We start from the raw sequence: 12673 nt of genomic DNA, 5'->3' as shown, positions 1-12673 counted from the left end.
TCTCCGTGCCCGCGTGTGCTAGCAACCGACCGATCGAGATCTCCTACGTCGGCCGGGGCAAGCGATGACCACCTTCAACCGCATCTTCACGACGGAGCGCCTGCTCCAGATCATCGTCATTCTGGCGGCAACGGTTGCGATGAAGCTGATGGGGTGAGTATCGGCGGGCTATTGCCCGCCGAACTCGGGCACGTCGGGCAAATAGTTCGAGCCCTCGGAGCCCAGGAAATCGAACATCGCCTGCGCAGGTGGCAGCAGCACCTTGTCGCTGCGGCGGATCACGTACCATTGCCGGACGATCGGCAGACCCGCGACGTCGAGCACGATGAGGCGGCCTTCGGCGAGCTCATGCGCCACCGTGTGGGCCGAGATGAAGGCGATGCCGAGCCCGGCAATGACAGCCTGCTTGATGGTCTCGTTGCTGCTCATCTCCATGCCGATGATCGGCTCGAGATCCGATCTCTGGAACATGCCTTCCATCAGCGTGCGCGTGCCTGATCCCGGCTCGCGGGTGAGGAAGGTCTCGTGCACGAGGTCGGTCAGGTTGAGGCCGGAATCCTTCTCCAGCCAGTGTCCCTTGCGCGCGACGATGATGTGCGGATTGCGCCCGAGCTGACGCACGTCGACGCTCACGTCGGCCGGTGGCCGACCCATCACGGCGAAATCGAGATCGTAGCCGTGCATGGCCTCGCGGATGTCCTCGCGATTGCCGATGGTGAGCTTGATCTCGATCTTCGGATGCCGCTTCGAGAACGCCGCGATCGCATGCGGCACGAAATATTTCGCGGTCGAGACCGCGCCGAGATGCACCGTGCCGCCGGTCCGTCCGGCGAGCAGATCGAGCGCGCCCTGGCAGTCCGTGATCGCGGCCTCGACGCGCTCGGCGAGCGCCAGCACCTCCTTGCCTGCCTCCGTCAGCAGCATGCCGTCGCCGGTCCGCTGCACCAGCGGCAGGCCGGCGAGGTCCTGCAGCTGCCGGAGCTGCTGGGTGACGGCTGGCTGGGTCAGGCCGAGCTGGCCCGAGGCCGCGGTGACGCTGCCCTTCGCCGAGAGCGCCGCAAGCGAGCGGAGCTGCCGGATCGTCAGATGCCGGAGCTGGGCCGCTGCATGGCCGGGGCCATTATAAGAAAATTCTTTGACGCTCATTATGAATAGAAATTTTCCTTATTAAGCCGGCCCTGTCAATCTCATCGTGTTGGGACTGACCGCACCGACCTCCCGCGGGGAGGGAACTGGATGCGGCGCCAGCAAAGGGGATGGACGCAGATGACCGGGCAACTCAGGCTGGACGACCACCTTCAGCGGTACTCCGAGACCGCCCCCCATGCGCTGGCCGTGGCCGCCGCAGTCGATGCCATCGCGGCGGCGGCGATCGAGATCGCCGACCTCATCGCCACCGGCGATTTCGCGGACGCATCGGGCCTGACCACGGGCCGCAACAGCGACGGCGATCTCCAGCGCGACCTCGACGTCCAGGCGGATGCGATCCTGCGCCGCTGTCTCAGCAGACTGCCGATCGCGGCGCTCGCGTCGGAGGAGATGCGCGAGCCGCAAATCGGCGACCGCGAGGCAAAAATCTGCGTCGCGATCGATCCGCTCGACGGCTCCTCCAACATCGACATCAACATGACCGTCGGCACGATCTTCTCGATCCTGCCTGCCCCGGATGACCTGGCTCTCGCCTTCCATCAGCGCGGCTCGGCGCAGCTCGCTGCGGGGTTCGTCACGTACGGGCCGCAGACCTCACTGGTGCTCACGCTCGGCGACGGCGTCGACATCTTCACGCTTGACCGCAAGGCGGGCTGCTTCCGCCTCGCGCGCAGCGCCGTGCAGATATCCGAGACGTGCGAAGAATTTGCGATCAATGCGTCGAACCGCCGCCACTGGGATGCGCCGGTCCGCGCCTTCGTCGACGAATGTCTTGCCGGCGTCGAAGGGCCCGCCAACCACAATTTCAACATGCGCTGGATCGGGTCGCTGGTCGCGGAGGCCTACCGCATCCTCACCCGCGGCGGCGTGTTCCTCTATCCCTCGGACGCGCGCCCCGGCTATGGCGACGGCCGCCTGCGCCTCACCTATGAGGCGCACCCGATGGCCATGATCATCGAACAGGCCGGCGGCTCCGCCACGACCGGGCGCGAGCGCATCCTCGAGCTATCGGCGCAGAGCCTGCACCAGCGTGTGCCGCTGATCATGGGATCGAGCAACGAGGTGCGGCGCGTCGAGGAACTGCATTGCGATCCGCTGCTGGTTGCCAGCATCTCCGCACCGCTGTTCGCGCGGCGCGGCTTCTTCCGGCTGTGAGCGAGGCGACCCATGTCCAGGAAGCATCCGATCATCTCCATCACCGGCTCCTCCGGCGCCGGCACCACCTCGGTCAAGAAGACGTTCGAGCAGATCTTCTTCCGCGAGAAGGTCAACGCCGTCTACATCGAAGGCGACGCCTTCCATCGCTATGACCGCGCCGAGATGCGCACGCAGATGGCGAAGGAAGCCGAGCGCGGCAACAAGCATTTCAGCCATTTCAGCCCCGAGACCAACCTGTTCGAGGAACTGGAGCGTGCCTTCCGAGACTATGGCGAGACCGGCACAGCGACGACGCGGCACTATGTCCACGACGCCGAGGAGTCCGCACTGCACGGTGCGGCTCCCGGCACCTTCACCGAATGGGAGCGGCTGCCGGAAAACTCGGACCTGTTGTTCTACGAGGGCCTGCACGGCGCCGTCGTCACCGACAAGGTCAATGTCGCGCGCTACGCCGATCTCAAGATCGGCGTCGTGCCCGTGATCAATCTCGAATGGATCCAGAAGCTGCACCGCGACCGCAGCGCCCGCGGCTATTCGACCGAGGCCGTCACCGACACCATCCTGCGGCGGATGCCCGACTACATCCACTACATCTGCCCGCAATTCACCGAGACCGACATCAACTTCCAGCGCGTGCCGACGGTGGACACCTCCAATCCGTTCATCGCGCGCTGGATCCCGACGCCGGACGAATCGATGGTCGTGATCCGCTTCAAGAACCCGCGCGGCATCGACTTTCCCTATCTGCTGTCGATGCTTCCCCACAGCTGGATGTCCCGCGCGAACTCCATCGTGTGTCCCGGCGCGAAGCTCGATCTGGCGATGCAGCTGATCCTGACGCCGCTGATCATGCAGCTGATCGAGCGCAAGCGAAATCTGAAGTGAACAGGGAGAGAATCCGATGAACATCTCCGTCCACGCTGAAGCCGACATCACGGCAGTGACACACAACGATCTCGCCAACGCAGTCCGTTTCCTCGCGGTTGACGCCATCGAGACCTCGCAGTCCGGCCATCCCGGCCTGCCCATGGGCATGGCCGACGTCGCAACCGTGCTGTTCTCGCGGTTCCTCAAGTTCGACTCCGCACATCCCAACTGGCCGGATCGCGACCGCTTCGTGCTCTCGGCCGGGCACGGCTCGATGCTGCTCTATGCGCTGCTGCATCTCACCGGCGGCGATGTCAGCCTGGACGACATCAAGGCGTTCCGGCAGTGGGGTTCGAAGACGCCGGGCCATCCGGAATACGGCCACACGCCCGGTGTCGAGACCACGACCGGCCCGCTGGGGCAGGGGATCGCGACCGCGGTCGGCATGGCGCTCGCCGAGCGCATGGCCAATGCACGGCACGGCGACGGCCTGGTCGATCACTTCACCTATGTGATCGCCGGGGACGGCTGCCTGATGGAAGGCATCAGCCAGGAGGCGATCTCGCTCGCCGGTCATCTCCAGCTCGGCCGGCTGATCGTGCTGTTCGACGACAACGGCATCTCCATCGACGGGCCGACGTCGCTGGCCACTTCCGATGATCAGCTCGCGCGCTTTGCGGCGTCCGGCTGGTCGGTCCGCAGTGTCGACGGCCACGACCCCGAAGCAGTTGCGCAGGCGATTGCCGAAGAGCGCGAGAGCACAAAGCCCTCGCTGATCGCATGCCGCACCATCATCGGTTATGGCGCACCGGATCGCCAGGGCACCGAAAAGGCGCATGGTGCGCCGCTCGGGACCGAGCAGACCGCGGCGGCGCGACGGACGCTCGGCTGGGACTATCAGCCCTTCGTCGTGCCGATCCCGATCCTTAAGGCATGGCGGATGATCGGCCAGCGTGGGCAGGTCGAGCGTCTCGCCTGGCTCGACCGCTATGAATGTGCGACGCCTGAGCAGCGCGACCTGTTCATCGAGGGCAAGGCCGTTGCCCTGCCGGGGGCCTATGCCCAGGCCTCGGCGAAATTGCGCGAGCGCTTCGCCGGCGAGCGCCCGAAGCTGGCGACGCGGCAAGCCTCGCAACAGGTGCTCGACGGAATCGCGGGAGCGATTCCCGCACTGATCGGCGGCTCGGCGGACTTGACGCATTCGAATCTGACGCATGCCAAGGGCCAAACTCCGGTCACGCGCGACGCGTTCGCCGGCGATTACATCCATTACGGCATCCGCGAGCACGGCATGGCGGCCGCGATGAATGGCCTGGCGTTGCATGGCGGATTCATCCCCTATGGCGGCACTTTTCTCGCCTTCTCCGACTACAGCCGGCCGGCGATCCGTCTTGCAGCCTTGATGCGGCTGCGCGTCATCCATGTGATGACCCACGACTCCATCGGTCTTGGCGAGGACGGTCCCACGCATCAGCCCGTCGAGCATCTCGCGGCGCTGCGCGTCATCCCGAATCTTCTGGTGTTCCGCCCGGCCGACGCGGTCGAGACGCTGGAAGCCTGGGACTGTGCACTCGAGGCGGAAGATCGTCCCTCCGTGCTGTGCCTGTCGCGCCAGGCGTTGCCGACATTCCGCAGCGATGTCCGCGGCCGAAATCGCGTGGCGCGCGGCGCCTACCTTATCGTCTCGCCGGACGGCGGTCGCGACGTCACGTTGATGGCGACGGGCTCCGAAGTCTCGATCGCGTTGGAAGCCGCTCGCCTGCTCGCGACGGAACATATCCGCGCCGCCGTGGTCTCCGCGCCGTGCTTCGCCCTGTTCGAGGAACAGCCGGAGGACTACCGCGCCTGTGTGCTCGGCACCGCCCCGCGCGTCGGCATCGAGGCCGCAGTAGCCGGCGATTGGCATCGCTGGATCGGCACTGACGGCGAGTTCGTCGGCATGCGTGGCTTCGGCGCCTCGGCGCCGGCGCCCGTGCTCTACCGCGAATTCGGCATCACGCCGCAAAGCGTTGCCGAAGCCGCCCGGCGGGCGATCACCCGCGCCGGCAAGCAATAACAGGAGGACTATTCGTGGCCCGTATCACACTTCGTCAGCTGCTCGATCACGCCGCCAACCATGGCTACGCGGTGCCGGCGTTCAACATCAACAACATGGAGCAGGGTATTGCGATCATGCAGGCCGCGGCCGAGGTTGATGCGCCCGTGATCATCCAGGCCTCGCGCGGCGCGCGCAGCTATGCCGGCGATCTCATGCTCTCGCACATGATCGACGCGCTGGAGCGGACCTATCCGGACATCCCGCTCTGCATGCACCAGGACCACGGCAATGACGAGGCGACCTGCGCCTCCGCCATCGCTCATGGTTTCACCTCGGTCATGATGGACGGCTCGCTCAAGGCCGACGCCAAGACCGCCGCCGATTACGACTACAATGTCGCGATCACCCGGCGTGTCGTCGATCTCGCACATTGGGTGGGCGCCTCCGTCGAAGGCGAGCTCGGCGTGCTCGGTTCGCTCGAGCATGGCGGCGGCGAGCAGGAGGACGGCCACGGCGTCGAGGGCAAGGTCAGTCACGACCAGCTCCTGACTGATCCCGACCAGGCCGTCGATTTCGTCCGCGCCACCAAGGTCGACGCGCTCGCGATCGCGATGGGTACGTCCCATGGCGCCTACAAGTTCAGCCGCAAACCTGACGGCGACATCCTGGCGATGCGGGTGGTCGAGGAGATTCACCGCCGGCTGCCGAACACGCATCTCGTGATGCACGGCTCCTCTTCGGTGCCGCAGCCGCTCCAGGACATGTTCAATCAGTTCGGCGGTGAGATGCCGCAGACCTGGGGCGTGCCGGTGGAGGAGATCGTCCGCGGCATCAAGAGCGGCGTGCGAAAGGTCAACATCGACACCGATTGTCGCCTCGCGATGACCGCCGTGTTCCGCAAGGTCGCCGCGCAAACGCGCTCTGAGTTCGATCCGCGAAAATTCCTCAAGCCTGCGATGGATGCGATGCGCGAGCTCTGCCGCGATCGCTTCGAGCAGTTCGGCACCGCGGGCCACGCCAGCAAGATCAAGGTCATTCCCTTGAGCGAGATGGCGCGGCGCTATCGCGCCGGCGATCTCGACCCGTGTATCGGCACCCGCGAACCGGTCGCCGCCTAATCATTCAGAGAGAGAGAAGAGCAGGAGAGAGAGCCATGAATGCACACGCAGGAACCGTCCGGGGCAAAGAGCGCTATCGATCAGGCGTGATGGAATACAAGCGGATGGGCTATTGGGAGCCCGATTACACGCCGAAGGACACCGACGTCATCGCGCTGTTCCGCGTGACGCCGCAGGAGGGCGTGGACCCCATCGAGGCGTCAGCGGCGGTTGCCGGCGAATCCTCGACCGCGACCTGGACGGTGGTGTGGACCGATCGCCTGACCGCAGCGGAGAAGTATCGCGCAAAGTGCTACCGCGTCGATCCGGTGCCCGGCACGCCGGGCTCGTACTTCGCCTACATCGCCTATGACCTCGACCTGTTCGAACCGGGCTCGATCGCCAATCTCTCGGCCTCGATCATCGGCAACGTGTTCGGCTTCAAGCCACTGAAGGCGCTGCGTCTGGAGGACATGCGCTTCCCGGTCGCCTATGTGAAGACGTTCCAGGGGCCGGCGACCGGCATCGTGGTCGAGCGCGAGCGGCTCGACAAGTTCGGCCGGCCGCTGCTGGGCGCGACGGTGAAGCCCAAGCTCGGCTTGTCCGGGCGCAATTACGGCCGCGTGGTCTACGAGGCGCTCAAGGGCGGGCTCGACTTCACCAAGGACGACGAGAACATCAACTCGCAGCCCTTCATGCATTGGCGTGACCGCTTCCTCTATTGCATGGAGGCCGTGAACCGCGCGCAGGCGGCGTCCGGCGAGGTGAAGGGCACGTACCTGAACGTCACTGCGGGGACGATGGAGGACATGTACGAGCGCGCGGAGTTCGCGAAGGAGCTCGGGTCGTGCATCGTCATGATCGATCTCGTGATCGGCTACACCGCGATCCAGTCCATGGCGAAATGGGCACGGCGCAACGACATGATCCTGCATCTGCATCGCGCCGGTCACTCGACCTATACGCGGCAGAAGAGCCACGGCGTGTCGTTCCGCGTCATCGCCAAGTGGATGCGGCTCGCCGGCGTCGACCACATCCATGCCGGCACGGTGGTCGGTAAGCTCGAAGGCGACCCCAACACCACGCGCGGCTATTACGACGTCTGCCGCGAAGACTTCAACCCGACAAAGCTCGAGCATGGCCTGTTCTTCGACCAGTCCTGGGCGAGCCTGAACAAGATGATGCCGGTCGCCTCCGGCGGCATCCATGCCGGCCAGATGCACCAGCTGCTCGACCTCCTCGGCGAGGACGTCGTGCTGCAATTCGGCGGCGGCACCATCGGCCATCCGATGGGCATTGCGGCCGGCGCGATCGCCAACCGCGTGGCGCTCGAGGCGATGATCCTCGCCCGCAACGAGGGGCGCGACTACGTCCATGAAGGTCCGGAGATCCTGGCCAGGGCGGCGGAGACCTGCACGCCGCTGAAGGCCGCGCTCGAAGTCTGGAAGGACGTCACCTTCAACTATCAATCCACCGACACGCCGGACTTCGTGCCGACCGCGCTGGAAACCGTTTGAGGAGTATTGACATGAAACTGACCCAGGGCTGCTTCTCGTTCCTGCCTGATCTGACCGACGACCAGATCTATAAGCAGGTGCAATATTGCCTGACCAACGGCTGGGCGGTGAATATCGAGTTCACCGACGATCCGCATCCCCGCAGCACCTATTGGGAGATGTGGGGCCTGCCGATGTTCGACCTCCAGGACGCCGCCGGCGTGATGATGGAGCTCGCCGAATGCCGCAGGGTCTACGGCGACCGGTACATCCGCATCAGTGGATTCGACTCCAGCCATGGCTGGGAATCGGTGCGGATCTCGTTCCTCGTCAACCGCCCGCCGCAGGAAGCCGAGTTCGAGCTGGTGCGGCAGGAGGTGGGCGGACGTGCGATCCGTTACACCACCGTGCGCCGGCAGGCCGCGCACGCGTCGACCTAGTCACTCTCCTCCGCGCGGAGCACTCCCTGCTCCGTTTCCTTGGCGGACCACTGCTTCGCCGCTCCCCCCGCGGCGAAGCTCTTTTCTTCGAGGTGCCGATGCTTGATGTCCCTCATGCGACAACCGCTGAAACGAGCGAGACCAGCTTCGATCTCCGCAAGGAGGCCGAGGGGGCCGGGATCACCGACACGCTGCAACAGCTCGAGCAGGAGCTGATCGGTCTGAAGCCGGTCAAGAGCCGCGTGCGCCAGATCGCGTCACTGCTGCTGATCGAGCGCATCCGCCAGCGTGCGGGACTGGCATCGTCGCCACCGACGCTGCACATGTCGTTCACCGGCAATCCCGGCACGGGCAAGACCACGGTGGCGCTGCGCATGGCAAAGATCCTGCACGGGCTCGGTTTCGTGCGGCGCGGGCAGGTGATCTCGGTGACGCGCGACGATCTCGTCGGCCAGTATATCGGCCATACCGCGCCGAAGACGAAGGAGATATTGAAGAAGGCGATGGGCGGCGTGTTGTTCATCGACGAGGCCTACTATCTGCACCGGCCAGACAACGAGCGCGATTACGGCCAGGAAGCGATCGAGATCCTGCTCCAGGTGATGGAGAACCAGCGCGAGGACCTCGTCGTGATCCTCGCCGGCTATGGCGAGCGGATGACGAGCTTCTTTGCCTCCAATCCGGGCTTTCGTTCGCGCATCGCCCATCACATCGAATTTCCGGATTATGCCGAAGCCGAGCTGCTGGTCATCGCCGAACTGATGCTGAAGGAGCGCGGCTATCGCTTCTCGGCGGCCGCGCGCGAGGCCTTCGAGAAATACATCGAACTGCGCCGGACCCAGCCGTTCTTCTCCAATGCGCGCTCGATCCGCAACGCGGTCGACCGCATCCGCCTGCGGCAGGCCGATCGCCTCGTGTCTGATCTCAACCGGATGCTCGATGTCGCCGATCTCGAAACGATCGACCCGACGGATGTCCTTGCGAGCCGCGTTTTCAGCGGCGGTGCGGACGCGCAGAGGAGTGCGAAGCCATGACGGGAGAAATCCTCATCGCGCCTTCGATCCTGGCCGCCGATTTCGCGCGCCTCGGTGAGGAGATCAGGGCTATTGATGCTGCCGGCGCCGACTGGATCCATTGCGACGTCATGGACGGACACTTCGTGCCGAACATCAGCTTTGGCGCCGACGTCATCAAGGCGATCCGGCCGGCGACGGCGAAGATCTTTGACGTGCATCTGATGATCGCGCCGACCGATCCCTATCTGGAGGCGTTCGCAAAGGCAGGCGCCGACGTCATCACGGTTCATGCCGAGGCCGGCCCGCACCTGGACCGCTCGCTCCAGGCCATCCGCGCGCTCGGCAAGAAGGCTGGTGTCAGCCTGTGTCCGGCTACGCCGGAAGCTGCAATCGAATACGTGCTTGATCGTCTCGACCTCGTGCTGGTGATGACGGTCAATCCCGGCTTCGGCGGCCAATCCTTCCTCGACTCCCAGATCGAGAAGATCAGGCGCATTCGCAGCATGATCGGCGGCCGGCCGATCCGGCTCGAGGTCGATGGCGGCATTACGCGCGACAATGCCGCCGCCGTGGCTGCCGCGGGCGCCGACACCCTTGTGGCAGGATCGGCCGTGTTCCGCGGCAAGAGCAGCGCCGATTATGCGGGCAATATCGCCGCCATCCGCGCTGCTGCGGAAGCCGGCAGGGTTCCGAAGCTGCAACATGGTTCAGCGCAGACGATCCGAGCCGCCGAGACCGCGCTCACCCGGTAGAGTACGGCATACAGGCATGGCCGAGCCGGGAGATCCAAGGCTATCTCATCGGCCGGCCGGAACCGATCGAACGGTATTTTGATCTGATCGGCATCTCGCGCGCGGATGCTCCGATAGGAACCAATGCGGGCGTGCACGTTTCCTAGACGTTAACCCAGGTCAGGCGGGGCTTCGCACGCAGCAATTGTTTTGCATAACCGCCATCGGCCTGACGCAAATCAGGGCAATAAACACGGTGGAATGCGAGGGAGGGTCTCATGGAGAACGTACGTCGCTACCGGGCCCTGGCCTCTCTCTGTCGTCAGCAAGCGGCCTATCGGCCGCTCCAGAACTGGCAACTCCTCGGCCAGGCCGAACATTTCGAATATCTCGCCGAGATTGCGCTGAAGGCGCACTTCGACGCGTGCAATGCGCAGCCCGAGGACGACGCCATCGCCACCGCGCCATTTGAGACCCCCGCCGCGGCGTGAGGGTGTCCGGCGATCAGAGCAGGCCGCGGCTTTCGGCGCTCTCCAATTCGTCCATGAGTGCCGTGTTTTCGTAACGCGCGAGCGAGAGAACACCGGCGAAAGTGGGTGAGGGGGCGCCGACAACGGCCCGCGCGCATAGATCGCCGGCTGCGCAGGCAGACATCGTCCCGTAACCCGACAGCGCCGCCGTCAGGAACACGCCCGGCGTCCTGGCGGCGCCGATCAGCGGCCAGTTTTCCTTCGTCATCGGATAGAAGCCGCCGTAATGCACCCGGTCGCGGGGCAGGGCGCCGAGGTATTGCCGGAGCGCAGGCTGCAGCCGACTTGCGGCGCGGAGCACGATCTCCGGGAAATAGGGATTGAGTTCGGGCTCGCGGGTCGGCTCGGACGGGTCCGAGTTGAATGCCCAGCCGAGCTTGATCCATTGGCCGTGATCGCCGCCGTCGGGGCGGCAATGAATGCTGCCCGGCATCGGCTCCAGCAACCGGACCAGTTCCGGCGCGGCCGCCAGCATCTCGCGTTCTTCCGGTGACCAGGCGAGCGTCTGGCCGTCGAGGTCGATTGCAAAGGGCATCTTGCGGCTGACGGCACGATTGCGGTCGACGAAGGCGATCTTCTGCTGAAGCACGTTGTGCATCGGGAGCTTCTCGCCATGCATCGCCGAGATATGCGCGGCAAATGGGCCCGCCGCATTGACGATGATATCGGCCTTGATGGTCTGGCGCTCGCCGTCGGCGATGACGTCGACCAGAAACCGGTCGGTCCTGGCGATGCCGACCACGCGCGCCTGCTGAAACTGCGCTCCCAGCGGGCGCATCGTCTCGAGCATGTACTGGCCGAGTTGCTGGCCGCTGATGTCGCCGGCCCGGCGGATGTGAAGCGCGGTCGCAACCTCCTTGTCGAACGCCGGGTAGTAACGCTGAATGAGATCACGGCCGCGCAGCACATCGACGCCGTCGGGCGCGGTCTGCCAGTCCGCCGACAGCGGAGGTAAATAGGTCTGGCTTGTGCCCTCGTGCTCACGGATCAGTTTTGAGGCCGAAGCGCCGTAGCCCGCATGCAATTGCCGCAGCAACTCGTCCGGCTGGTCATCGCGCGTCACGAGGAGGTAGCCGCGCCGCGTCATGTGGATGCGGTTGTCAGTGCGGCGCGCGATGTCCTCCATCAAATCGGTGCTGTGGTCGGTAAACGCGGCCATGGTCGGATGCGGCCACCAGTTGCGATAGTTTTCGCCGGATTGCGCAGATGTCAGCGCCATCGGCTGGCCTTCGTCGACGATCAGGAGGCGCGAGCGCTTGTGCTCGACTGCGAGGTAATAGGCCGTGGCAAGGCCTGCCATGCCGGCGCCAATGACCAGGATTTCGACGTCATTCGTCTTCAACGTACTCTCCTCAACTTGGCGAGACGATCCGTCCTGGGATCAATCCATCTTGTCCCGTGATGCCTGGCGCTGTGCCGATCGCAGCGTCTTTTGCGTCTGCACGATGTGCTCGCGCAGCAGGCGCACGGCCTTCTCGACTTCGCCGTCGCGGCAATATTCGAGCAGCTGATAGTGCTCGCGCTGCGGCCGATCCTTTCCGGTCGCGCGCGACACGAGGGCGCGGGTGAAGCGGCCGACATGGCCGTAGTTCGCCTCGATCATCGCAAGCAGACGAGGGCGATTGCAGGGTGCGTAGAGCGCCTTGTGGAAGCGCCAGTTGAAGGCGCTCCATTTTTCCGGATCAGGCTCCTCGTCGTACGAGCGCAGAATTGTCCTGGCGTCGTCGAGATCGACCTCGCCCATTGCCGGGATGGCGAGGCGCAGCGCGTGGCATTCGAGCGCAATGCGGATCTCGAGCAGCTCCACGACCTCGTCGATGGAGAGATCGGAGACGACCGCGCCGCGGTTGGGCAGGAGTGTCACGAAGCCTTCGGCTTCGAGCTGGCGGAGCGCTTCCCTGACGGGGATGCGGCTGGTCCCGAATTTCTCGGCGAGCTCGTCCTGCCGGAGCTGAATGCCGGGCGCCAGTTCGCCCGCGCTGATCGCGCGCCGCAGCGCCTCGCGCACTGCGTCGGGCGTCGAGCCGTGACTGCTGCTACTGCGTTGCTTTGCCACTGCTCCCGATTTCATCCGGTATCTCGTTGCGGTTGGCCTCAAGCCGGATTGTATAAAATCATTTTGTAGATTATGCAATCTTATGTATAAAATAT

12 protein-coding genes are annotated in these 12673 nt (G+C 64.9%); 9 read left to right on the top strand and 3 right to left on the bottom strand.

The window, feature by feature from the left end; all coding sequences use genetic code 11:
• Positions 1 to 168 precede the first annotated feature (168 nt).
• Positions 169 to 1146: a LysR family transcriptional regulator gene (locus JQ627_RS26955; protein WP_212487132.1), complete on the bottom strand. Its 978-nt coding sequence runs from the start codon at positions 1144 to 1146 to the stop codon at positions 169 to 171.
• A gap of 120 nt (positions 1147 to 1266) precedes the next feature.
• Here JQ627_RS26955 and JQ627_RS26950 point away from each other — a divergent pair, with 120 nt between their 5' ends.
• From JQ627_RS26950 to JQ627_RS26910, 9 genes are all read left to right on the top strand, one after another.
• Complete coding sequence (locus JQ627_RS26950) at positions 1267 to 2304, top strand: class 1 fructose-bisphosphatase (protein WP_212487130.1); 1038 nt, start codon at positions 1267 to 1269, stop codon at positions 2302 to 2304.
• A 12-nt stretch (positions 2305 to 2316) separates the two neighbouring features.
• Positions 2317 to 3192 carry a phosphoribulokinase gene (locus JQ627_RS26945; protein WP_028158112.1) on the top strand — a complete coding sequence of 292 codons (876 nt, stop codon included), beginning with the start codon at positions 2317 to 2319 and terminating at the stop codon, positions 3190 to 3192.
• Between the two features lie 16 nt (positions 3193 to 3208).
• Complete coding sequence (tkt, locus tag JQ627_RS26940; protein WP_212487128.1) at positions 3209 to 5230, top strand: transketolase; 2022 nt, start codon at positions 3209 to 3211, stop codon at positions 5228 to 5230.
• Between the two features lie 14 nt (positions 5231 to 5244).
• Positions 5245 to 6330, top strand: coding sequence for a class II fructose-bisphosphate aldolase (fba, locus tag JQ627_RS26935; protein WP_212487126.1), 1086 nt, complete (start codon positions 5245 to 5247; stop codon positions 6328 to 6330).
• Positions 6331 to 6365: 35 nt separating this feature from the next.
• The gene (locus tag JQ627_RS26930; protein WP_183260015.1) at positions 6366 to 7826 is read left to right on the top strand and encodes a form I ribulose bisphosphate carboxylase large subunit; all 1461 of its coding nucleotides are present in this window, start codon (positions 6366 to 6368) and stop codon (positions 7824 to 7826) included.
• A gap of 11 nt (positions 7827 to 7837) precedes the next feature.
• Complete coding sequence (locus tag JQ627_RS26925) at positions 7838 to 8245, top strand: ribulose bisphosphate carboxylase small subunit (RefSeq protein ID WP_212487124.1); 408 nt, start codon at positions 7838 to 7840, stop codon at positions 8243 to 8245.
• A 98-nt stretch (positions 8246 to 8343) separates the two neighbouring features.
• A complete protein-coding gene (cbbX, locus tag JQ627_RS26920) occupies positions 8344 to 9279 on the top strand; it encodes a CbbX protein (protein WP_212487122.1) in 936 nt (311 codons plus the stop codon).
• The gene (rpe, locus tag JQ627_RS26915; RefSeq protein ID WP_212487115.1) at positions 9276 to 10013 is read left to right on the top strand and encodes a ribulose-phosphate 3-epimerase; all 738 of its coding nucleotides are present in this window, start codon (positions 9276 to 9278) and stop codon (positions 10011 to 10013) included. Before cbbX ends, rpe begins: the two co-directional genes overlap by 4 nt.
• A 257-nt stretch (positions 10014 to 10270) precedes the next feature.
• Positions 10271 to 10483, top strand: a complete 213-nt coding sequence (locus tag JQ627_RS26910) for a hypothetical protein (protein WP_028148245.1) — start codon at positions 10271 to 10273, stop codon at positions 10481 to 10483.
• Between the two features lie 13 nt (positions 10484 to 10496).
• Here the strand turns inward: JQ627_RS26910 and JQ627_RS26905 are convergent, their stop codons facing one another.
• Together JQ627_RS26905 and JQ627_RS26900 are read right to left on the bottom strand one after the other, a co-directional pair.
• Positions 10497 to 11864 (bottom strand): FAD-binding oxidoreductase, encoded by a 1368-nt coding sequence (locus JQ627_RS26905; protein ID WP_212487113.1) that lies wholly within the window; start codon positions 11862 to 11864, stop codon positions 10497 to 10499.
• A gap of 39 nt (positions 11865 to 11903) precedes the next feature.
• Entirely contained in the window at positions 11904 to 12593 is a 690-nt protein-coding gene (locus tag JQ627_RS26900) for a GntR family transcriptional regulator (protein WP_212487111.1), read from the bottom strand.
• Positions 12594 to 12673: the final 80 nt, after the last annotated feature.

This window comes from Bradyrhizobium liaoningense, from assembly GCF_018130785.1.
Taxonomy (GTDB): Bacteria; Pseudomonadota; Alphaproteobacteria; order Rhizobiales; family Xanthobacteraceae; genus Bradyrhizobium; species Bradyrhizobium liaoningense_A.
This window is presented reverse-complemented; position numbering and strand designations above follow the sequence as displayed.

What these genes read in the sequence shown, in the direction of transcription:
- JQ627_RS26955 (WP_212487132.1), bottom strand. Translation starts at nt 1,146, where the DNA reads ATGAGCGTCAAAGAATTTTCTTATAATGGCCCCGGCCATGCAGCGGCC.
- JQ627_RS26950 (WP_212487130.1), top strand. Translation starts at nt 1,267, where the DNA reads ATGACCGGGCAACTCAGGCTGGACGACCACCTTCAGCGGTACTCCGAG.
- JQ627_RS26945 (WP_028158112.1), top strand. Translation starts at nt 2,317, where the DNA reads ATGTCCAGGAAGCATCCGATCATCTCCATCACCGGCTCCTCCGGCGCC.
- tkt (WP_212487128.1), top strand. Translation starts at nt 3,209, where the DNA reads ATGAACATCTCCGTCCACGCTGAAGCCGACATCACGGCAGTGACACAC.
- JQ627_RS26930 (WP_183260015.1), top strand. Translation starts at nt 6,366, where the DNA reads ATGAATGCACACGCAGGAACCGTCCGGGGCAAAGAGCGCTATCGATCA.
- JQ627_RS26925 (WP_212487124.1), top strand. Translation starts at nt 7,838, where the DNA reads ATGAAACTGACCCAGGGCTGCTTCTCGTTCCTGCCTGATCTGACCGAC.
- cbbX (WP_212487122.1), top strand. Translation starts at nt 8,344, where the DNA reads ATGCTTGATGTCCCTCATGCGACAACCGCTGAAACGAGCGAGACCAGC.
- rpe (WP_212487115.1), top strand. Translation starts at nt 9,276, where the DNA reads ATGACGGGAGAAATCCTCATCGCGCCTTCGATCCTGGCCGCCGATTTC.
- JQ627_RS26910 (WP_028148245.1), top strand. Translation starts at nt 10,271, where the DNA reads ATGGAGAACGTACGTCGCTACCGGGCCCTGGCCTCTCTCTGTCGTCAG.
- JQ627_RS26900 (WP_212487111.1), bottom strand. Translation starts at nt 12,593, where the DNA reads ATGAAATCGGGAGCAGTGGCAAAGCAACGCAGTAGCAGCAGTCACGGC.